The sequence below is a fragment of the Nonomuraea sp. NPDC052129 genome (assembly GCF_040680095.1).
In the GTDB taxonomy this organism is placed as follows: domain Bacteria; phylum Actinomycetota; class Actinomycetes; order Streptosporangiales; family Streptosporangiaceae; genus Nonomuraea.
Window position 1 is genome coordinate 588,367 of record NZ_JBFAVX010000001.1, and the last position, 20,463, is coordinate 608,829.

Here is a 20,463-nt window from a genome sequence, read left to right on the forward strand (position 1 = left end):
AAGCTAACGCTGCGGAAGCAGCTTGATCGTGCTTTCGGCGTACCGCTGCACCTGGGCGCGGCTGTACAGGAGCGGGAAGTAGTCGCTCGTCCGCCAGCGCTCCGCCAGATCCCGATAGTGCGGGCTCCGCGGATCGCCGGACTGGCCGGGGGCGTTGACCGCGCGGGAGTCGTCCCACTTGCCGACGTCGAGCACCATCTTGAACGACGCTCCGGACGTCTGCTGGTAGGTGGCGGCGTTGTAGGAGGAGGCGTCCACCGTGTACGCCGAGCCGCCCCGGGGGAAGGGACCCACGTTCGCGCCGACGGGGCTGGTGAACTCCGTGTACTGCAGCGCGCCCCACGTCCACAGCCGCGGGTCGGCACCGAGCCGCCCGGCGACCTCGCGGTAGGCGGCGGCCAGTGTCGTGGCCAGCAGGTCGTCCCGCACGGCCTTACCTTCGGTCCCGAACCAGCGTTCCGGGTTCTCCAGCGCGTCGATCAGCACGCGGACGTCGAGGACGGGGATGGCGTCCGCCACCGCCGGCGGCAGGACCGCGCGGCGGAAGGCGGGCACCAGATGACGCGAGAACCACGGCTCGAACAGGGTCGCCTCCGGCGAGTCCGCGTCCGTCGCCCCGCCCCAGGGCCGGAGCAGCGCCAGCGCCCGCTGGGTGTCCGGATCCGCGCTCGTCAGGCCGGCGAGCACGCGCACGATCCGCTGCGCGGGCTTGGACACCTTGTCGGCCTGCAAGCGGATCGAGTCGTCGAGGGAATTCCGCGGGCTCGCCGCGAGCACTTCGTCGATCCGCTGTTTGCGGTAGGGAGGATCCCACTCGAACCCCACCTGGACCGGGTGGTTCGCCGGAAGGTCGAACTCGTTCGCCGAAGAGATCAGCCCCCGCGGCGGGTTGTAGGAGCGGGGCAGTCGGGCGCCGTCGTAGAAGCCCTTCCATTCGTAGCGGCCGTCGCCCGGCACGGGCAACAGGCCGTCATAGCCGTTGCGCCGGGGGGTGAGGCCGCCGGGCACCCAGCCGATGTTGCCGGAGGTGTCGGCGTACACCTGGTTCTCGGGCGGGCCACCCCAGGTGCTCATGGCCGCCGCGAACTGCTTGAAGTCGCGGGCGCCCATGTACGTCAGGCTGCCGAAGTAAGGGGACGTGCCGGGCTCCAGCCAGGTGGTGCGCAGGGCGTACGCGAGGTTGCGCTGCTTGTCGATCTTGAGCACGGGACCGTGCCTGGTGAACGGCAACTCCACGTCGACCGGCGAGCCGCCCGCGACCGGCACCTTCTCGGTGATCGTCGTGAAGCGCTCCCAGCCGTCGCCGTACCGGTACCTGCCCGGGTCGGCGGGATCGAGCTGGTAGACGTAGAGGTCTTCCTGGTCGGTGCCGAAGATGGTCAGGCCGAACGCGACCGTGCCGTTGTGCCCGATCGAGATCCCTGGAAGCGCGGGTTCACCGGCCCCGATGACGTCGATCCCGGGCGCCGACAGATGGGCCATGTAGCGCAGGGAGGGCGCCGTCAGCGACCGGTGCGGGTCGCTGGCCAGGATGGGACGGCCCGTCGCGGAGCGGCCCGGCGAGACCGCCCAGCTGTTGCTGCCCTCGCCGGCCGCTGGGTCGGCAGGGGCCAGGCGTAGCGCGCCGTTCTGGAAGACCACGCCCCGCGTGGCCAGATCGTAGGTCCGCAGCACGTCCACGGGCACGGAGCAGGGATCGAGCCCTTTGGGCAGGCTCGTGGTGTGTTCGGGTTCCAGCTGCCACAGGGCTCCGGCGGCCTCGATTCCGCCCGCGCAGACGATGAGTGAGCGGAGCACCTCGCTGAAGACGTTCTTGGAGATGCCGTGGCTTCTGATCCGCACCACGTCCTCCGGCCGCCAGAGCGCGGGCGCGTATCCGAGTTGCCGGAACTCGGGCGGCATGCGGTCCGGATTCCGTTCGAGCCACCGTACGTAGGCGTTGACGCCCTCGGTGAAACGGGTCGCCGCCTGTTTGGCTCCGGGGCCGTAGCTCGCCCATTCCCGGTCCATGTTCCCGCGATACAGGAACATCCTCGTCGCCTTGTCCTGCTCCATGTAGGCGGAGCCGAACACCGCGGAGAGCTCTCCCAGGCCGCGGCGCCGCCAGAGGTCGATCTGGAACAGCCGGTCCCGGGCGGCGTTGAATCCCTGGGCGAGGAAGAGGTCGTCGGTGTTCTGGGCGTAGATGTGCGGCACACCCCACTCGTCCACCACCAGCTCGACCGGCTGCCTGAGCCCCGGGACGACCTGCTCCGTGGCCTGCCGTGACTGCGCCACGACGGGCGGCGCCGTCAGGCTCAGCACAAGGACGGCGGCCAGCGCCGCTCCGGCACGCAGGCGTCTCCGCATGGCACAGCACCTCTCGGTGGGGTCCGGGACTCCATGACAGGACGCCTGCGATGATTTCGGCCAGGGAAGTCGGGATATTTAGGGGGCACAGCGGCGGAAAAAGCCCTCCGCCCCTCATCTGTAGGGGTTGAGTAGGGGTTCTAGGCGCACGTCTTCTGCTCGACGTCACACAGCTTGACTTCGGGGAAACGAGGTGACCGTTCGTCGAACAGCGGCTGCGGCTTCGCGCGCAGGTGCAGGTCGAAGAACGCCGCCACGTACGTGCGGGTGATCGCCATGGAACGGGCAGGGGGCAGGCCGGTGTTGCGGTAGATGCCGATCTGTTCGCCTAGCACGGCGATGTCGGTGAACGAGACGTGCTCCGCCCCCGCCACCACGAGCCAGCGCTTCCATCCCGTCAGGTTCTGCCAGACGCCGTCCCACGAGACGTCCTTTCCGCCCGGGCTGTGTTTCGCCTGCGTGCCCAGGAAGAGGAACGGCCGCGACAACCCGCTCTTCGGAACCGGGACGAACGCGGTGCCGTCGATGTCGATCCCGGCGCGTACCCTCGGGTCCTTGAGCATGGCGCCCACCGCGCTCGCGCCGCCCGCCGAGTGACCGGCCATCGCGATTCTGGACGGGTCGATCAGCGCGGCGCTCTTCCATTTGGGGTGTGCGCGCGTCAGTGCGTCCAGCACGAAGGACACGTCGGCCGCTCGGGTCGCGCCAACCTTGTCCCAGAATGCCTGGTCCTTCTCCTTGACCTCGCAGGCCACGCAGGTGGTGATCCGGCCCCCGGGGAAACTCGTCGCGGTCTCGTACGTGTGGCCGATGGAGACCACCGCGTATCCTCTGCTCGCCAGGTCCTCGGCCAGTGCGGTGAGCGAGCTCCGTGGCTCGGTGAAGCCAGTGGAGAGCACCACCAGCGGCAGTCCGCGCCGATGACCCGCGGGTTCGGCGTCGGTGGTCGCGTTGGTCCGCGTCTTGCTCAGCAGGTCGAGCGGCAGATCGGTTATCTCCCCATCCTTCATGAGAAGTTCGGATTCCTTGGGCGTCATGTACGGGGCCGGCATTCGGCCGCGGGACTTCGCCGGGTACCACAAGGAGACCATGAGTTCCCGCGCCTTCACGCTGGGCACCCAGGGGTCGGCGCGGGAGGTGTCCTTGAGGTACAAGGACGTGGTGCCGACCGGCTGGGACCCGGTCGGCTTGGGGAGGTACGGCGTGCCGCTCCGGACAGACGCCAGACCAGCGGAGGCGGGCCTGGCGGGGTTCGGCGACGTCGTGCGCGCGGGGCCGTCGGATCGGACCGGCCCGGCCGCGGGAGCGCAGGAGGTGACGGCCGCGAAGGCGAGCAGAGCCGCGATGGCGATGACGCCTCGGCGCGGCGTCGGATTCATCACATGACCCATGAACTGGTGTCCTTCCGGGTGGGAGCGGCAGCCTCGATGGAGGTTCCACAGGCGGCCGATGGCAGCAAGCAAGCTATGCGCGCGGGAGATTCGCCCGCGTCGTCTGTCATGCCGATATCGGCCCCTTCTCGGGGACGACCCCCAGCCGGGTCATCCCTGCGATGTACTCCTGGAGGATGTCGGGCCCGGTCACCGAGGCTGACGCGGGACGTACCGCGCAGTCGGGACAATGCATCAGTGACAGTGAGCGAACGACGTGGATGGCGGCAGCTCGGGCTGGATGTGCTGCGCCCCGAGCAGAAACCCGCCCGGCCCTCGCGCCGGTCGCTCCTCGCCGACCTGCTGCTCGCGATCCTCCTGACCGTTGTCGCGGTGGCCGCTACGGCGAGCACGACCGGCGGTGATCTCCACCGCCTCGACGTGCGGCAGCACTCCCTGGTGGAGCCCTTGCGACTGCGGCCCGCTCCTCCGCCACGAAGCGCCGATGTCCGGCCCGACACTCTGGTACGGCCCGCCGACGACCGGTCGGGCCCGCTTCCCCTTCTGGTGGTTCTGACGGCGTTGCCGCTGGCGGTACGGCGGCTTTATCCGCTGACCACCTTCGGGGTGGTACTGGTGGCGGCATTGGCCACCGCCGACGACGCGACCTGGATCACCGTGCTGACGTTCGCCATCGCCGCCTATGGCGCCGTGGCCCACAGTCGTTACCGGGTGCTGGCGATGGGCGGCATCGTCCTCGCGACCGTCCTGGCCGGCGCGGCCTTCCAGGACTCCGTACCGCCGTTGCCGAGCTGGCTCGGCCCGTTCGTGGTACTGCTCAGCGCCGGAGTCGCCGCGAGTTTCGGCCGGTTCTGGAGGCGACAGATCGACGCACTGCGGCAGGCTCAGGAGGAGGACACGCGCCGGGCCGTCGAGGTGGAGCGCTCCCGGATCGCCGGCGAACTCCACGACGTCGTCACCCACAATGTGAACGTGATGGTCATCCAGGCCGGAGCGGCACGCAAGGTCATGGACACGGCCCCGGATCGGTCGAAGCAGGCCATGCTGGCGGTCGAAGCCGGCGGCCGGGCCGCCATGGCCGAACTCCGCCACGTCATGGGTCTGCTCGCCGGTCCGGAAAGCGCGCGGGCGGTGAGCGGCGCCGACGGGCTCGAACCACAACCGGGACTCGACCAGCTGGACTCCTTGATCAAACGGGTCCGCGAAGCCGGAATACCGGTCAGTGTCGAGGTCTCTCCCCCGCCCGGCCCGCTGCCGCCGGGGGTGGAGCTGGCCGCGTACCGCGTCGTACAGGAGGCCTTGACCAACACCATCAAGCACGCGGCCGGCGCCGCGGCGTCCGTCACGATCGGCCACAACGGCGACTGGCTGGAGATCGAGGTCACCGACACCGGCGGCAGGCAGGCGACGCGCACCGTGGACGGCCAGGGCAGGGGCCTGATCGGGCTACGCGAACGCCTCGCGCTCTACGACGGCACCCTGGAGGCGGGACCAAGGAGTGGCGGCGGCTACCAGATCAAGGCGAGGCTTCCATGGACGTGACCAAGCCTCTGCGCGTGGTCATCGCCGACGACCAGGCGCTGGTACGCAGCGGATTCGGAATGATTCTCGCCGCCGACGGCATCGAGGTGGCAGCCGAGGCGGCCAACGGCGCCGAAGCCGTCGCCGCGGTCCGGCGCACCCGACCCGACGTCGTGCTGATGGACATCCGGATGCCGGAGATGGACGGCCTCGAAGCCACCCGGCAGATCATGGCAGGCGCCCCGGACGAGACCCGCGTCCTCATCCTGACCACCTACGACCTCGATCACTATGTCTACGCGGCGCTCACCATGGGGGCCAGCGCGTTCCTGCTCAAGGACGTCACCCCCGAGCACCTGGTGGCCGCGGTGCGCCTGGTCCGCGCGGGTGACGCCCTGCTCGCCCCGTCGATCACCCGCCGCCTGGTCGAACGCTTCGCCCGCCGTGACGAGGCCAGGGCGGCCGTTCACCGCGACCTGTCGGAGCTGACGCCCCGAGAGCTGGAGGTGTTGCGCCTGCTGGCCACCGGGCTGAGCAACGCCGAACTCGCCGAACGGCTGAGCCTCAGCCCGACGACGGTGAAGACCCACGTGGCGCGCATCCTGTCCAAGCTCGGCCTCAGGGACCGGGTTCAGGCGGTCGTGCTGGCGTACGAGACGGGGCTGATCACCCCCGGCTCGCCCATTGACGGGCCGCCCGGGAGCGCGCGGGGGCCGTCGTAAGCGCCGGACCCGGTCCTCTCACGCCGAGACCGTCCTACAACGATCATCCGCAGGGCCCGGGATGCCGAAAGGTCCGCGAACCTCGGGCGAGAACTTCCCGAAGCTCACGGACCTGTCACCGGCGAGGCTAGCGGCGCACGTGCACCGGCACGCCCTTGCCCAGCAGTCCGGGCAGCTCGACCGCCACGTTCATCGGCATCCGCACGCACCCGTGCGACGCCGGATACAGCGGCACCGACAGCGCGCCGTGGAACGCGATGCCGCCGTTGAAGAAGATCGGGTTGTACAGCTGCCCCAGGTACGACCTGTGCCAGCCCTTGGCTCGCCACGTCGTCTTGAAGTCGCCCGTGGGCGTCCTGGCCGAGCCGCAGAAGCGCTGGCTCTTGCCCTGCCACTTCGCCGTCTCGCAGTACGGGACGCCGCTGCCGGAGGAGATGTGGGTGATCAGCTTCACCTGGCCGTCGACGTACAGGACCATGATCTGCTTGGTCAGGTTGACCTCGGCGCGGGTCGGCTTGCCGTTCTTGACCAGGACCTTGGGGGTCCTGGGGTTCTCCAGCGCGGTCCACGTGCGCTTGGCGATCGTGCTGGTGGGCCGGATGCCGTTCACCTTCTGGAAGGCCCACACGGCGGTCATCGTGGACCCCCCGTAGCTGCCGTCGGCCCGGCCCGGCCGGTAGCCGAGCTCTTTGAGGCGCGTCTGCAGCCAGGTGACCGCTTTGCCCTTGGCGCCCAGCTTGAGGGTCTTCTTGGGCGCGGCGACGGTCGTGGTGGGCCCGGCCTCGGAGGCCGCCACAGTCGGCGGCACCGCGGTGGGTGTCGCCGCCGTGGGTGTCGTTGTGATGGACGTGGGTGTCGTTGTGATGGAAACGATCGCGGGCGCGGGCGCCGACCGCGCATGGGTGACGGTCGTACCGCACCCCGTCAGGACTAGGGCGCCAGCCGTCAAGAGAGCAGCCACGCCGGGCAGCCGTCGATCCCCCACCCGTACCACCTCTCAAACCATGAACATTCTGATCAAAGGACCATGTCAGGTTAATGCAATGGTCAACCTGTTTAGAGTGTGCCCATGCCTGAGAAGTTGCCTGCCAACGCCGTTCTGGTGGAATCCGCCCTCCGCGCGCTAGGTGCCGAGGGAGAAATCATCGTATTGCCGGAAAAAGCCCCCACTGCGGCCACTGCCGCCGCGCAGGTCGGCTGTGAGGTCGGCGCCATCGCCAACAGCCTCATCTTCGACGCGGACGGTGCGCCGCTCCTCGTGATGACCAGCGGCGCGCACCGCGTCGACGTCGAGCTGATCGCCCGCACGGCGGGGGTCGAGAAGGTACGGCGGGCGACACCGGAGTTCGTCAGGGCGGCGACGGGCCAGCCGATCGGCGGCGTCGCGCCCGTCGGGCATCCGGCCCCGGTGCGGACCCTGGTGGACAACTGGCTGAGCAAGCACGAGGTCGTTTGGGCCGCCGGCGGGCATCCGCTCACGGTCTTTCCCACCACATTCGATGAGCTGGTGCGGATCACCGGTGGTACCCCCGTCGACGTCGAGTAGTGTGCGACGCGTGATCGAGTTTCGTGGGGCGGGACAGGCGGAGTTCACCGAACACCTGGACACGGTGATCGGCATCTACGCCGCCGCCATGCGCCCGCCCGCGGACCAGATCACCGGCCGCAAGGCCATCATGCGGAATCACGGGACATACCCATATTTCCAGTGCTATTTCGCTGAATTGCGTGGGGAGTCGGAGGCATACCCCCCGAAGATCGTCGGCTTCGCCTACGGCTTCCGGGGCGCGCCGGGCCAGTGGTGGCACGACGTCGTGTTCCGCGCGCTGGAGAACCAGGCGGGCAGGGAGGTCGCCGACGCCTGGCTGGGCAACGCGTTCGAACTGGCCGAGATCCACATGCACCCCGACTACCAGGGCAAGGGCATCGGCCGCGCCATGATCTCCACTCTGTGCGCGGGCCGCCGCGAGCGTTCGGCGGTCCTGTCCACCCACGATCGCCCCACCACGGCCCGCCACCTGTACGCCAGCATGGGCTTCACCGACCTGCTGAGCCCGTTCCTCTTCCCGGGCGGCTACGAGCAGTACGCGATCGTGGGCAGACCCCTCCCCCTGTGACCACGACGGCTTTGACACGACGGCTTGACCCCGGCGGCTTGACCACAGGGGGCGAATCGCGGCCCTGATCCGGTTCGTTCCAGGTCCGTACCAGCGCGGCTCCGCCTCGTTCGCCACGCCGCCGCCATAATGAAGACGATCAACCTGGCGCCCCCATCCGCGTCAATCCCGGGCACCTCCCCCTGCACCGACGCCCACGTCACACCACCCGGACGTCCGGCAGGAGGAACCTATGCGTCTCGTCACACGAATCGGAGTGGCCGCCACTCTCCTGGTGAGCCAGGGCACCCCACCCGAGCCGACCGCCACCTCCGCACCCACACCTACGCCCACACCCACGTCGACCGCGAGCACCAGCAAAAAGAGCTCCAAGACTGCCATCCCCCCAGAGCTGAAGAACGTCCCGTCGCTCCGCGTCCTCCCCTGGGACCCCCGCCAGGCCAGCCACGTCCGGATCTTCGTGCACTGCCCGCCGAAGGCGAATCACGCGCTCATCGGCTCCACCGCGTTCGCCCTGAAGGGGTCAAGGCGCCTCTACCGGGAGGTGGGGCTGGGACTGTCCGACCGGGGTCTGGCGCACCGCGCCGTGTCCATCTCCTACTCCGCCCTGCCTGGATTCCACGGTGCGCACCTGAAGTGCGTGAAGGTCAAGATGAACCAGAAGACACGCATCAGGCGCATCAGGGTGCTCGGCCGGGATGCCGTGCCTCTCTACGTGCGCAGGTTCAGCATCTGGCAGTTCTTCGACTAGGCCGGAGAACGAACCGGCGTGTCATTGGCCGTCTCGTGACTTGTGGTTTGCCAGCCGTCACTCTGGGCAATCTTCACTACGTAGGGCAACCGGCCATCCGCCCGATCCCCCTGCGGGCGGAGCACCGGCACGAGGTCCCCTCACCGAGGGTCGTTCTTCTTCTCCCACGAAAGAGCTATCCCTCCCCAGGGACCCCGACCGCGACGGACCGCCTTCCTCCACTCCGCCGGACCGTCACAGGGGTCGCACCAAAGGATCTAGACGGCCAAGGGACGAGTCGCAACAAGAGAAAGGCCAGGATGCGCCGGGTTACGCGGACAGCGCCTCGGCCGGAGCAAGCCGCTCGAACACCTCTCGCGTCGCGCTGGAGCGGTTGAACGTGATGAAGTGGATGCCTGGGGCGCCCTCATCGAGCAGCCGCTGGCAGAGCTCCACCCCGTGGTCGATGCCCAGCCGCCGCACGGCCGCCGGGTCGTCAGCCACCGCCTCGAAGCGGGCCGCCAGGTCCGCCGGGAACGGCGCCCCCGACAGCTGCTCCGACCTGGCGATCGTGCTCATCTGCGTGACCGGCATGATGCACGGAATGATCGGCGTGTCACACCCCTGCTCCGCCACGCGGTCGCGCAGCCGCAGGTAGTCGTCGGCCTGGAAGAACATCTGGGTGATCGCGTAGTCGGCGCCGGCCCGGCACTTCTGTACGAAGAAGTCGGTGTCGGACTCGATCGACGGCGAACGCGGGTGTTTGTACGGGAACGCCGCCACGCCCACGCAGAAGTCGCCCACCTGCCGGATCAGCCGCACGAGCTCCTCGGCGTACAGGACGCCTTCGGGGTGCTGGACCCACTCGCCCGTCGGGTCACCAGGAGGGTCGCCCCGCACGGCGAGGATGTTGCGCACCCCCGCGTCCGCGAAGCGGCCGATCAGGTGGCGCAGCTCGCGCATCGAGTGGTTGACCGCGGTGAAATGCGCCACAGGGGTGAGCGTGGTGTCGTGGGCCAGCCGTTCGACGATGTCGACGGTGCGGTCACGGCTGGAGCCGCCCGCGCCGTAGGTCACGGACACGAACGTCGGCCGCAGCGACTCGAGCTCTCTGATCGCCCGCCACAGCTGCCGTTCCCCCTCGTCCGTCTTCGGCGGGAAGAATTCGAAGGAGAACGACCGGCCACCGGACGCGAGAAGCTCACGGACGGTGGGAACACGATCGGGCAGGATGGAGGGTCGACCAAGCGCCATGTGACCCAGGCTACCGCCACAAGCCCCGTCCCTGGAGATCCGGCTCGGCCGCCCGGCCACTAGTCTCAGATGCATGACCACTGACGCCGCGAGCCTGGACGCCCTGCGTGCCAAGGTGGACGCCGCGCTGCGGACGTTCGTCCGACGGCAGTTGCCCGTCCCCGGCGACACCGAGCTCGAGCCGCTCCGCTCGGCCGCCGAAGACCTGCTGTCCGGCGGCAAGCGGCTGCGCCCGGCCTTCTGCTACTGGGGATGGCGGGGCGCGGGCGGCACCGACGTGCCCGGGATCTTCACCGCCGCCGCCTCGCTGGAGCTGCTCCAGGCCAGCGCGCTGGTGCACGACGACGTGATGGACAAGAGCGACCTGCGCAGGGGCATGCCGTCCGCGCACCGCCGCTTCGAGGCCATCCACGAGAAGTCGGGCTGGCACGGCTCGGCGGAGCAGTTCGGCGAGGGCGCGGCGATCCTGCTGGGCAACCTGCTGCTGATCTGGTCCGGCGAGATGTGGCGCAGCAGCGGCCTGCCGCCCGAGTCCCTGTCGGCGGCCCAGCCGGTGCACGACCACATGCGCACCGAGCTGATGTGTGGCCAATATCTCGACCTGCTGGAGCAGGCGCACGGCGAGAACACCTTCGAGTCCGCCCTGCGCGTCGCTCTCTACAAGAGCGGCAAATACTCCGTCGAACAACCGCTCCGCCTCGGCCTGGTGCTCGCCGCCGGCAGCCTGGAGCCGTGGATGGACGAGCTCTGCATGGAGTACGGCCGGCGGGTCGGCATCGCCTTCCAGCTGCGCGACGACATCCTGGGCGTGTTCGGCGACCCGGCGCAGACCGGCAAACCGGCGGGCGACGACCTGCGCGAGGGCAAGCGGACGATGCTCGTCGCCCGGACGCTGGCCGCGGCCGCACCCGGCGACGCCGAGACCGTGCGAGCCCTGCTCGGCGACCCCGGACTCGACGAGGACGGGGTGGCCGTGCTGCGGGGCATCATCGAGGGCACCGGGGCGCTGCGCCAGTGCGAGGACATGATCGGCGACTACCTCGGCGAGGCGCTGACGTTCCTCGGCAAGGCGCCCATCACACCGGAGGCCCGCGCGGCCCTGTCGGACCTGGCGGTGGCCGCCACCTCACGTACCACCTGAGTCATCACTCTCACTCTCAGGCGCACCTGAGAGGCCGCACGCGCACACCCTGAGAGGCCGCGTGTACGACCCGCCGCCTCACACACGACCTGAGTACGGCGCGGCGGGCGCCGGAGGGCGCCCGCGCGCGTCTGTCAGCCGGCCAGGCGCTTGGCGAACTCCGCTGCCGCGGCGCCCGGATCGTCGGCCTCCGTGATGGCGCGTACCACCACAACCCGTTCGACCCCGTACGACCGAACCTGGTTGAGATTGCCCAGGTCGATCCCACCAATGCCGAACCACGGCCGCCCGGTGCCGAGCGACGCCGCGTGCCGGAGCAGCGATGGCCCCGGCGCGTGGCGGCCCGGCTTGGTCGGCGTCGGCCAGACGGGACCGCAGCAGAAGTAGTCGACGCCCTCCTCCACGGCCGCGGCGGACGCCTCGGCGATGGAGTGGGTGGACCGTCCGATGAAGACGTCGTCGCCGAGTATCTCTCGCGCGACCTTCACCGGAAGATCGTCCTGCCCCAGGTGGAGCACGTCGGGCCGGGCGGCGTAGGCGATGTCGGCCCGGTCGTTGACCGCCAGCAGCCGGCCGTGCCGGTCGCAGGCGTCGCGGAAGACCTCGAGAAGCGCGAGCTCTTCGCGCGCCTCCAGCCCCTTCTCCCGCAACTGGACGATGTCCACGCCCGCGGCCAGCACCGCGTCGAGGAAGTCGGCCAGGTCACCGCGTTCGCGACGGCCGTCCGTGCAGAGGTAGAGGCGGGCGTCAGAAAGCGAGGGCTTGGGCACGCCGCTTGACCTCGGTATGGCGACCGGCCCTGATGGCGTCGACGGGCGAGCCGGGCAGGGAGTCGTCGGGAGTGAAGAGCCAGCGCAGCGACTCGATGTCGTCGTAACCGGAGTCGCGCAGCACGGAGAGCGTGCCGGGCAGACCCTTCATCACGTCCTTTCCGTCAAGGAACACCGCGGGCACTTGTGGCCCACCACCACCCCGGCGCACACCGAGCAGTTTCCGGTCCTTGAGGAGTTGCTTGGCCCGCCCTATCGAAAGGTCTAGGCGCGCGGCCACTTCGGGGAGAGTGAGCCACTCGGCGACGAGCTGGTCGGTCTCCCGGTCGATCTGCGCAACAGAAAGCGTCACGAAACCACAACTACCACATGGCGTGCTTGCTCAAACAACACAGTCCCGTAGGGAGAGGTCGGGATCTACCAGGCGTTCGGCGTCTACGCGGTGTCCGGCTTCGATGATTCTGCGGCCCTGGACGAGGTCTCGGGGCCGGTCCACGGCGAGTACCGCGGCCAGGGTGTCGTCCGAGGTGAGCCAGCAGGCCGACCATTTTCCGCCGAGTTCGCCCCGGTAGAGGAGGCGGTCTCCGGCCGGGTGGTGGCCCGCGTACTGGACCATGTGGCCGAACTGCTCGGACCAGAAATAAGGCACCGGGTCGTAGGCGGCCTCGACACCCAGCAGCGTGGCGGCGGCCACCTCGGGTGAGTTGAGCGCGGCGTCCCAGTGCTCGACCCTCAGCCTGGTCTCGAACCGGCGCGACCACCAGGCGGCGCAGTCGCCCACGGCCACGACGTTCGGCAGGGAGGTGCGCAGGTGTTCGTCGGTGACGACGCCGTTGTCCAGGTCGACGCCGGAGCCCGCGAGCCAGCCGACGGTCGGGCGCACGCCGACGCCGGTGACGACCACGTGCGCCTCGATGAGGCTTCCGTCGGCGAGCGTGACGCCGCCGTCGTCCACGGAGCCGACCAGGGTGTTCAGCCGCAGGTCGATGCCCTCGTACCAGCCCTGGGTGCGGGCGCCGATCTCGGGGCCGACCGCCTGGGCGAGCGGGGTGGGGCCCGCCTCGATCACGGTCACCTCGCAGCCGGCCCGGCGGGCGGCGGTGGCCACCTCGGCGCCGATCCAACCGGCGCCGATGATCACCACGTGGGCGCCCTTGACGAGCCGGGCGCGCAGCTCCAGCGCGTCGTCGAGGGTACGCAGCACGTGCTGACGGCCGTCACCGGGCAGCGTGATCGGCTCGGCTCCGGTGGCGATCACCAGCCCGTCGTAGCCGAGCTCGCCCTCGGTGGTCTCGACGACGCCGGGACGCAGCGCCTTGGCCGAGACACCCGGCCAGAAGTCCACCTCCAGCACGGCGAGGTCGGCGTCGACGAAGCTGGAGTCACTGCTGCCGGACAGGACCGCCTTCGACAAGGGTGGCCGGTCGTACGGCCGGTGCCGCTCTTGCCCGATCAACGTGATCCTGCCGTCGAACCCTTTCGCGCGCAGCGCCTCGACACTCCGTACACCGGCCAGACCGGCACCTGCCACCACCACATGATTCACGTTCAAGACCATAACGGGGCCCGTGCCGGGACGTCGCGCCGAGGCCGTAGGGTGGAGACGTAAGACGCGCGGGAGTCCGGCCGTTACCGGGCTGAGAGGAAGGCTGCACCGGGCCTTCGACCGCAAGACACCTGATCCGGATCATGCCGGCGAAGGGAGCGGACGTGGACATCGTCGTAGGCGGCGGGATCATCGGGCTGTCCATCGCCTGGCGCCTGTCCCGCTCGGGGCGGCCGGTCACCGTGGTCGACCCGGCTCCGGCCACCGGGGCCTCGCACGCGGCGGCGGGCATGCTGGCGCCGGTGAGCGAGGTCACCTACACGGAGGAGCCGCTGCTCCGACTGGGCCTCGCCGCACTGCGCCGCTGGCCGTCCTTCGCCTCCGAACTCGCCACCGACGCCGGCCTCGACACCGGTACGCAACCCGCCGCCACCCGCGTTGACGAGGCCGGGGCGTCTGAAGCGGTCGTGAGCGGGCTCAGTGAGGCCGCGCGGGCCGGGCTGGACTTCCGGGTCGACGGGACGCTGGCCGTGGCGTTCGGGGCCGACGATCTGGCGGCGCTCGGTGAGCTGGCCGCGTTCATGGAGAAGCTGGGGCTACCGGTCGAGCGGCTCACCGGGCGCGAGTGCCGTCGGCTGGAGCCCATGCTGGCGCCCTCCGTACGCGGTGGGCTGCTGGCCCGTGGAGACGCCTGGGTGGACCCGCGCCGGGTCACCGCCGCGCTCCAGGCCGCACTCGACCGCCTGGGCGTCCCCCTCGTCCGGGCTCGCGTCAGCGAACTACTCCGGAACGGCGGCATGGGCGACCAGGTCGTGGGCGTACGCCTCGCACCCCCGGACCAGACGGCCACTCCGTCCGGGCCGACCACCCCGGACAGGACAGCCACCCCGGACGGGACAGCCACCCCGGACAGGACAGCCACCCCGGACAGGACAGCCACCCCGGACGGGACAGCCACCCCGGACCAGGGCCTCCCGCAGGCGGACATCCCCGCCGAGATCCGGGGCGAGCAGGTCGTGCTGGCGGCCGGGGCGTGGAGCGCCGGGCTGGTCGATGTCCCGGTACGGCCGGTCAAGGGGCAGATCATGCGGCTGCGCTCCCCTCAGCCCCTGCTCGGCAGGTGCGTACGCGGGACGGTCCACGGCAAATCCGTCTACCTGGTGCCGAGGGGTGACGGTGAGCTGGTGGTCGGGGCGACCCAGGAGGAGCTGGGGTTCGACACGAGGGTGACGGCGGGCGGACTGTACGAGCTGCTGCGGGACGCCCACGAGCTGGTCCCGGGCGTCACCGAGCTGGAGATCGCCGACGTGGTGGCGGGGCTGCGGCCGGGCACACCGGACAACGTCCCGCTCATCGGGCCCAGCGGGACGCCGGGGCTGGTGCTGGCCACTGGGCATCACCGGGGCGGGGTGCTGCTGGCCCCGCTCACGGCGGCCATTCTGCTGGGCGAGGAGAGCGAGCTCGCGGAGCTGTGCTCGCCGCTGAGATATCGGGATATTTCATGAATGTGACCATCAATGGGGCCCCGCACGAGGTGCCCGACGGCACCACCGTGGCGCAGGCCGTACTCACGCTCACCACGGCGACGACCGGCGTCGCCGTGGCCGTGAACGACGAGGTGGTGACGCGGAGCGCCTGGGAGACGACAGCGCTCGGCGACAGTGACCGGATGGAAGTGCTGACGGCGGTGCAAGGTGGATGATCTCCTCATAGCCGGAGAGAAGTTCTCCTCCCGGCTCATCATGGGCACCGGCGGCGCGCCGTCGCTGGAGGTGCTCGACCAGGCGCTGGTCGCGTCCGGCACCGAGCTGACGACCGTCGCCATGCGGCGGCTCGACCCCAGTGCACCCGGCTCGGTGCTCGACGTGCTGCGCGAACGCGGCATCAAGGTCCTGCCCAACACCGCCGGCTGCTTCACCGCGGGCGACGCCGTGCTGACCGCCCGGCTGGCCAGGGAGGCGCTCGGCACGAACTGGGTCAAGCTCGAGGTCATCGCCGACGAGCGGACGCTGCTGCCGGACCCGATCGAGACGTTCGACGCGGCCGAACGACTGGTGGCCGACGGGTTCGTGGTGCTGCCGTACATCGGGGACGACCCGGCGCTGGCGCGTCGCCTGGAGCTGGCCGGATGTGCCGCGGTGATGCCGCTCGGCGCGCCGATCGGCTCGGGCCTCGGCATCCGCAACCCGCACAACATCGAGCTCATCGTGGAGGCGGCCTCGGTGCCGGTCATCCTCGACGCGGGCATCGGTACGGCCAGCGACGCCGCCCTGGCGATGGAGCTGGGCTGCGACGCCGTACTCCTGGCCACGGCCGTCACCAGGGCGCAGCGGCCGGAGCTGATGGCGACGGCCATGAGAGCGGCCGTCCAGGCGGGCCGGCTCGCCCACCAGGCGGGCCGCATCCCCCGCCGCCGCTACGCGGAGGCATCCTCCCCGACGGGCCCATAGCCACGCGAAACCCCCGGACGGTTCCGTAGCCACGCGAAGGCCCCCGACGGGTCCGTAGCCACGCGAGGGCCCCGGACAGGCCCGCAGTCGCCGACGCCACGCGGAACCGGCGAAACAGGATATGTCCGGTTATGTTCCAGATAGGCGCGTTCCAACGAGCACGGCTCGGCATCGGTTTCGGATGGTCAGGCCTTGCCAGTGGCAAAACGCCCGTAAACTCAGCGGGGTGGACACGACGACAGCGGACCCTCTCGTCGGACGGCTGCTCGATGGGCGTTATCGCATCGAGTCCCGGATCGCGCGGGGCGGTATGGCGACCGTCTACCTGGCGCTCGACGTCCGGCTTGACCGCACGGTCGCGCTGAAGGTCATGCATCGCTCGCTCGCCGAGGACCCGGCGTTCGTGCGGCGGTTCATCGGCGAGGCCAAGTCCGTGGCCAGCCTCTCGCACCCCAACGTGGTGCATGTCTTCGACCAGGGCACCGACGGTGACGTGGTCTATCTGTCGATGGAGTACGTCCCCGGCAAGACGCTCCGCGACACCCTGCGCGACCGGGGCAGGCTGCCCGCCCGCGAGGCGCTGGAGATCATGATACCGGTGCTCGCGGCCTTGGGCGCGGCCCATCAGGCGGGCATGGTGCACCGCGACGTCAAGCCCGAGAACGTCCTGCTCACCGACGACGGCCGGGTGAAGGTGGTGGACTTCGGCCTGGCTCGGGCGATCGAGGCGACCAACCAGACCCGCACCGGCGTGATGATCGGCACGATCGGCTACATGTCGCCCGAGCAGGTCATGACCGGCGGCGCCGACGTGCGCAGCGACGTCTACGCGGCGGGCATCATGCTGTTCGAGCTGGTGACCGGCGAGCAGCCCTACGACGGCGAGACGCCGATGTCGGTGGCCTACCGGCACGTCCACGACACCGTGCCGCCGCCGTCCTCCGTGGTGCCGGAGGTGCCGCCGCTGATCGACACGCTGGTGACGCACGCCACGGCCCGCTCCCCCGACGACCGTCCCGCCGACGCGACCGCGATGCTGGTGGCGGCCGTGGACGCGCACCGCATGCTGCCCCGTACGACGACGCCGCCCATGCACTCGGGGGCGTCCGGGGCGCGCTCCATGCCGTACTCGATGCCGGGCTCCAGACCCGCCACCGCGCCGCACGCGATGACGCAGGTGGTGCCGAACCACACGATGATCCAGCCGCGCGAAGAGCTGCCCGCGCGGCGCACCGGTTTCAAGCCCAACTGGTTCCTGGTCGCGCTCGCCGCGGTCATGGTGGTGGCGGTGGCGCTGACGGGCTGGTACTTCTCGCAGACCACGTACGTGCCGGTGCCCGACCTGGTCGGCAGGGACCTGGCGGTCGCCCAGAAAGCCGCCGCCGGCCAGGGCTTCCAGGTGAAGACGGCCCCCGGCCAGCACGACGAGAAGGTCGCCGAGGGCCTCGTGCTGCGAACCGACCCGGGGCGCAACGTCGAGGTCGAGCGGGGCGCGGCCCTCACGCTGGTCCCCTCGCTGGGCCCGAAGCGGGTGCTGGTGCCCAACGTCGAGGGCATGACCGAGCCCGAGGCCCGCACCGCGATCGGCAAGGCCGGGCTCGACGTCAACCGCGTCAGCCGGCAGGCCAACCAGGAGATCGACCGCGGCAAGGTGATCCGCACCTCGCCCGACGTGGGCGAGAAGGTCAAGGAGAACTCGAAGGTCAACCTCTACGTCAGCGCGGGGCTCGTGATGCCCGACGTCAGCGGCATGCCCAAGGACGAGGCGGCCAGCTACCTCGGCACCCAGGGCTTCCAGGTGCAGGTCAACGAGGTCGACGACCGGGCCGAACCGTGCACGGTGATCGCGCAGGCGCCCAAGGCCAAGGCCGAGGTCAACAAGGGCGCGCAGGCCATGATCACGGTGGCCCGGTGCCAGACCGACTTCTGGGACTGGTTCAGCGGCGACAATGAGGACAACGAGGCACGTGACGACCAGGAGTTCCAGCTCGTCCCGTCGGTGGTGGGCAAGAACACCGGCGACGCCAGGAACGAGTTACAGGGTCTCGGCTTCAGGGTGCAGATCCGCAAGCTCTCGGGCGATGGAGTCGTACGGTTCCAGCGCCCGGCGGGCAACAGCGAGCGGCCGCCCGGCGCGGTGGTGGTCCTCTGGCAGTAACCCGGCAGTCGTCCTCTGGCAGTGACCCGACGGCCGGGCCGCGCCCAGGCGAGGGCCGTCAGGCGAGGGTGCCGTTCAACCGGACCCTTGCCAGCCCACCATCGGGATAGATGTCGACGCGCACCCGCGTGACCGGCCCGGCGTGCTCCAGGCGGAACCGGTGCGGGGTGTCGGGCTGCAGCCGCGTCCTGGCCAGCAGCTCGACCTCACGGTCACCGTCGTAGCCGGTCAGTGACACCCATCCGGGCGCGTTGAACAGCAGGTTCGTGGTGTCGATCTCGGCCAGCCGGATGACGCCGCGCGCGGCGAGCCGGATGACCAGCCACTCGTTCCCGGCCTCGCGCCGCCGCGCGGTCTCCCAGCCCTCCGCCTGATGGCGGGCCAGCCCGGGGGCCAGGACGTTGTCGGGCGCCGAGTAGAACTCGTTGGAGCAGGCGATGACCCGCCCCCCGTTCGCCAGGGCGGCCAGGTCGAGGCTGAGCCCGTCGTAGAGGGACAGGTCCGGCCGTACCTCGCCGTGCACGCGCAGGCGGGCGATCCCGCCGTCGGGATACATGTTCAGCCGGACGTGCGTGTAACGGGAGTCGTCGGTCACCTCGAAAGCGTGCTCGGCGTCCCCCTTGAGGTCGCTCCTCGGCACGATCTCCACCCAGTCGGCGTCGGCGAGTTCGGCGGGTGACGGGTAGCCGTCCACGGCCACGGCCTCGACCGAGGCGTGGGGCGGGAAGTTGCCCTTGAACCAGGCTGTGTCGATCACCACGCCCCGGACGACCCCCGGCAGGCCGAGCCGGACGATCGCCCAGTCGTGGCCGGGCTCGCGCCGGCGCCGGGTCTCCCAGCCGTCGTAGACCTGGCCCTTGCTGCCGAACGTCTCCGCCTGGAAACCGGGGCGTCCCGGCCGGATCAGGCTCTCCTTCTCGGCGAAGGACTCGTCGCTGGCGGCGACCACCGAGCCGCCGAGGGTACGCATCGCGAGGTCGGGCAGGTCGGTGAAGCCGGGCATCTACTGCTCTCCCAACAGGAAGGCTCCGTGCGGTACGCCGTCAGTGGGCCGGCCGCGGAGCCAGGTGGTAAGGACGGCGCCCTTGAGGAGGTGGCCGTGGTAGGGGGTCACCGGGTTCTTGTGGTGGAGCCGGGCCGCGTCGACCGGGTTGACGGCCGTGGCATCGAAAGCCACCAGATCAGCGTCGTTGCCAACCTTTATCCCGCCTTTTCCGGAAATATGGGCCATTGCTGCTGGCTGGGTGGACATCCAGCGCACCACGTCGGCCAGCCCGTGACCGCGGCGCGACGCCTCGGTCCATACGGCCGGCAGGCCGAGCTGGAGTGAGGCGATGCCGCCCCAGGCCGCCGCGAACGAGGGCACCTTGAGGTCGGCCGGTGCGGGCGAGTGGTCGGAGACGACGCAGCTCAGTACGCCACCGGCCAGCCCGTCCCAGAGCCGGTCACGGTTGGCGGCGGAGCGGATCGGCGGGCAGCACTTGTAGGCGGTCTCGCCCTCGGGCACCTGTTCGGCGGCCAGGGTCAGGTAGTGGGGACAGGTCTCGGCGGTGATGCGTACCCCCTCGGCCTGGGCGGCGGCCAGCGGCTCCAGGCAGTCGGCGCTGGAGACGTGCAGGATGTGCACCCGGGCGCCGGTCTCCCGGCCCAGTCGAATCACCTGCTCGACCGCGCTGCGCTCGGCCGCGCCCGGCCGGGAGTCCACGAACTCGCGGTACGTCGGACCCGCCGGCTCGGCCAGCAGCGCCGGGTCCTCGGCGTGTACGACCATGAGGCCGTCGAACCCGGCGAGCTCCGTGAGCGCCTGGCGCACCTCTGAAGGGCTGAGCGGCGGGAACTCCTCCACGCCCGACGGCGACAGGAAGCACTTGAAACCGTGGACACCGCGGTCGTGCAGGGGGCGCAGGTCCTTGACGTTGCCGGGGATCGCGCCGCCCCAGAAGCCGACGTCCACGTGACACTGCCCGTCGGCGGCGCGCAGCTTGGCGTCGAGCGCGTCCACGGTGACGGTGGGCGGGAGCGAGTTGAGCGGCATGTCCACGATCGTGGTGACTCCGCCGGCGGCGGCCGCCCTGGTGGCCGAGGCGAACCCCTCCCAGTGCGTACGGCCCGGCTCGTTGACGTGCACGTGAGTGTCGACCAGGCCGGGCAGCAGCGCGAGGTCACGCAGGTCGATGTCCTCGGCCGCCTCGATGGCGTCACCGTACGCGCCGACCGCGGCGATCCGGCCGTCGCGGACGGCCACCGAGGCGGCCCGCTCACCGTCGGGCGTGACGGTCCTGCGCGATCGAACCACGAGGTCATAGCCGCTCAT

General features: G+C 70.4%; 20 protein-coding genes and 1 riboswitch. Of the genes, 11 read left to right on the plus strand and 9 right to left on the minus strand.

The window, feature by feature from the left end; genetic code table 11:
- Positions 1-3: 3 nt before the first annotated feature.
- Together AB0L53_RS02670 and AB0L53_RS02675 are read right to left on the minus strand one after the other, a co-directional pair.
- Positions 4-2,349 (minus strand): penicillin acylase family protein, encoded by a 2,346-nt coding sequence (locus tag AB0L53_RS02670; protein WP_363989263.1) that lies wholly within the window; start codon positions 2,347-2,349, stop codon positions 4-6.
- Between the two features lie 140 nt (positions 2,350-2,489).
- Positions 2,490-3,503 carry an alpha/beta hydrolase gene (locus tag AB0L53_RS02675; RefSeq protein WP_363990339.1) on the minus strand — a complete coding sequence of 338 codons (1,014 nt, stop codon included), beginning with the start codon at positions 3,501-3,503 and terminating at the stop codon, positions 2,490-2,492.
- Here AB0L53_RS02675 and AB0L53_RS02680 point away from each other — a divergent pair.
- From AB0L53_RS02680 to AB0L53_RS02690, 3 genes are all read left to right on the plus strand, one after another.
- Entirely contained in the window at positions 3,439-3,735 is a 297-nt protein-coding gene (locus tag AB0L53_RS02680; RefSeq protein WP_363990392.1) for a hypothetical protein, read from the plus strand. The two genes, AB0L53_RS02675 and AB0L53_RS02680, sit on opposite strands and share 65 nt — an antisense overlap.
- 242 nt (positions 3,736-3,977) lie before the next feature.
- Entirely contained in the window at positions 3,978-5,282 is a 1,305-nt protein-coding gene (locus AB0L53_RS02685; protein ID WP_363989266.1) for a histidine kinase, read from the plus strand.
- Positions 5,273-5,983: a response regulator transcription factor gene (locus AB0L53_RS02690; RefSeq protein ID WP_363989269.1), complete on the plus strand. Its 711-nt coding sequence runs from the start codon at positions 5,273-5,275 to the stop codon at positions 5,981-5,983. Before AB0L53_RS02685 ends, AB0L53_RS02690 begins: the two co-directional genes overlap by 10 nt.
- 127 nt (positions 5,984-6,110) lie before the next feature.
- Here AB0L53_RS02690 and AB0L53_RS02695 read toward each other — a convergent pair whose 3' ends face one another.
- Positions 6,111-6,791 carry a L,D-transpeptidase family protein gene (locus AB0L53_RS02695; RefSeq protein ID WP_363989273.1) on the minus strand — a complete coding sequence of 227 codons (681 nt, stop codon included), beginning with the start codon at positions 6,789-6,791 and terminating at the stop codon, positions 6,111-6,113.
- A gap of 261 nt (positions 6,792-7,052) precedes the next feature.
- Between AB0L53_RS02695 and AB0L53_RS02700 the strand changes: the two genes are divergently transcribed.
- From AB0L53_RS02700 to AB0L53_RS02710, 3 genes are all read left to right on the plus strand, one after another.
- Positions 7,053-7,529, plus strand: a complete 477-nt coding sequence (locus AB0L53_RS02700) for a YbaK/EbsC family protein (protein ID WP_358538422.1) — start codon at positions 7,053-7,055, stop codon at positions 7,527-7,529.
- Positions 7,530-7,539: 10 nt separating this feature from the next.
- Positions 7,540-8,100: a GNAT family N-acetyltransferase gene (locus AB0L53_RS02705; RefSeq protein WP_363989276.1), complete on the plus strand. Its 561-nt coding sequence runs from the start codon at positions 7,540-7,542 to the stop codon at positions 8,098-8,100.
- A gap of 232 nt (positions 8,101-8,332) precedes the next feature.
- Entirely contained in the window at positions 8,333-8,851 is a 519-nt protein-coding gene (locus AB0L53_RS02710) for a hypothetical protein (protein WP_363989279.1), read from the plus strand.
- Between the two features lie 309 nt (positions 8,852-9,160).
- Here the strand turns inward: AB0L53_RS02710 and metF are convergent, their stop codons facing one another.
- Positions 9,161-10,084 carry a methylenetetrahydrofolate reductase [NAD(P)H] gene (gene metF, locus AB0L53_RS02715; RefSeq protein WP_363989282.1) on the minus strand — a complete coding sequence of 308 codons (924 nt, stop codon included), beginning with the start codon at positions 10,082-10,084 and terminating at the stop codon, positions 9,161-9,163.
- A gap of 73 nt (positions 10,085-10,157) precedes the next feature.
- Between metF and AB0L53_RS02720 the strand changes: the two genes are divergently transcribed.
- Positions 10,158-11,225 (plus strand): polyprenyl synthetase family protein, encoded by a 1,068-nt coding sequence (locus AB0L53_RS02720; RefSeq protein WP_363989285.1) that lies wholly within the window; start codon positions 10,158-10,160, stop codon positions 11,223-11,225.
- 134 nt (positions 11,226-11,359) lie between these two features.
- Here the strand turns inward: AB0L53_RS02720 and thiE are convergent, their stop codons facing one another.
- Genes thiE through AB0L53_RS02735 form a run of 3 tightly spaced genes read right to left on the minus strand, consistent with a single transcriptional unit; the run spans position 11,360 to position 13,541 of the window.
- Positions 11,360-11,995 (minus strand): thiamine phosphate synthase, encoded by a 636-nt coding sequence (thiE, locus tag AB0L53_RS02725; RefSeq protein ID WP_363989287.1) that lies wholly within the window; start codon positions 11,993-11,995, stop codon positions 11,360-11,362.
- Positions 11,973-12,347, minus strand: coding sequence for an Rv2175c family DNA-binding protein (locus AB0L53_RS02730; RefSeq protein WP_225298599.1), 375 nt, complete (start codon positions 12,345-12,347; stop codon positions 11,973-11,975). The genes thiE and AB0L53_RS02730 overlap by 23 nt, the downstream gene beginning before the upstream one ends.
- A gap of 30 nt (positions 12,348-12,377) precedes the next feature.
- On the minus strand, positions 12,378-13,541 hold the full coding sequence (locus AB0L53_RS02735; RefSeq protein WP_363989291.1) for an FAD-dependent oxidoreductase: 1,164 nt from the start codon (positions 13,539-13,541) through the stop codon (positions 12,378-12,380).
- Between the two features lie 58 nt (positions 13,542-13,599).
- Positions 13,600-13,716: riboswitch (TPP riboswitch) on the plus strand.
- On the opposite strand from AB0L53_RS02735, the gene AB0L53_RS02740 reads away from it, so the two are divergent.
- The 4 genes from AB0L53_RS02740 to pknB all read left to right on the plus strand — a co-directional run bounded on the left by AB0L53_RS02740 (position 13,706) and on the right by pknB (position 18,149).
- Complete coding sequence (locus AB0L53_RS02740) at positions 13,706-15,046, plus strand: FAD-dependent oxidoreductase (protein ID WP_363989294.1); 1,341 nt, start codon at positions 13,706-13,708, stop codon at positions 15,044-15,046. (Overlaps the previous riboswitch by 11 nt.)
- Complete coding sequence (thiS, locus tag AB0L53_RS02745) at positions 15,043-15,243, plus strand: sulfur carrier protein ThiS (RefSeq protein WP_225298594.1); 201 nt, start codon at positions 15,043-15,045, stop codon at positions 15,241-15,243. Before AB0L53_RS02740 ends, thiS begins: the two co-directional genes overlap by 4 nt.
- Positions 15,244-15,283: 40 nt before the next feature.
- Positions 15,284-15,991, plus strand: coding sequence for a thiazole synthase (locus tag AB0L53_RS02750; protein WP_363990341.1), 708 nt, complete (start codon positions 15,284-15,286; stop codon positions 15,989-15,991).
- Positions 15,992-16,217: 226 nt separating this feature from the next.
- Entirely contained in the window at positions 16,218-18,149 is a 1,932-nt protein-coding gene (pknB, locus tag AB0L53_RS02755) for a Stk1 family PASTA domain-containing Ser/Thr kinase (RefSeq protein WP_363989298.1), read from the plus strand.
- Positions 18,150-18,207: 58 nt separating this feature from the next.
- Here pknB and alc read toward each other — a convergent pair whose 3' ends face one another.
- Both alc and allB read right to left on the minus strand, forming a co-directional pair.
- On the minus strand, positions 18,208-19,152 hold the full coding sequence (gene alc, locus AB0L53_RS02760) for an allantoicase (RefSeq protein ID WP_363989301.1): 945 nt from the start codon (positions 19,150-19,152) through the stop codon (positions 18,208-18,210).
- Positions 19,153-20,463 carry an allantoinase AllB gene (allB, locus tag AB0L53_RS02765; RefSeq protein ID WP_363989304.1) on the minus strand — a complete coding sequence of 437 codons (1,311 nt, stop codon included), beginning with the start codon at positions 20,461-20,463 and terminating at the stop codon, positions 19,153-19,155.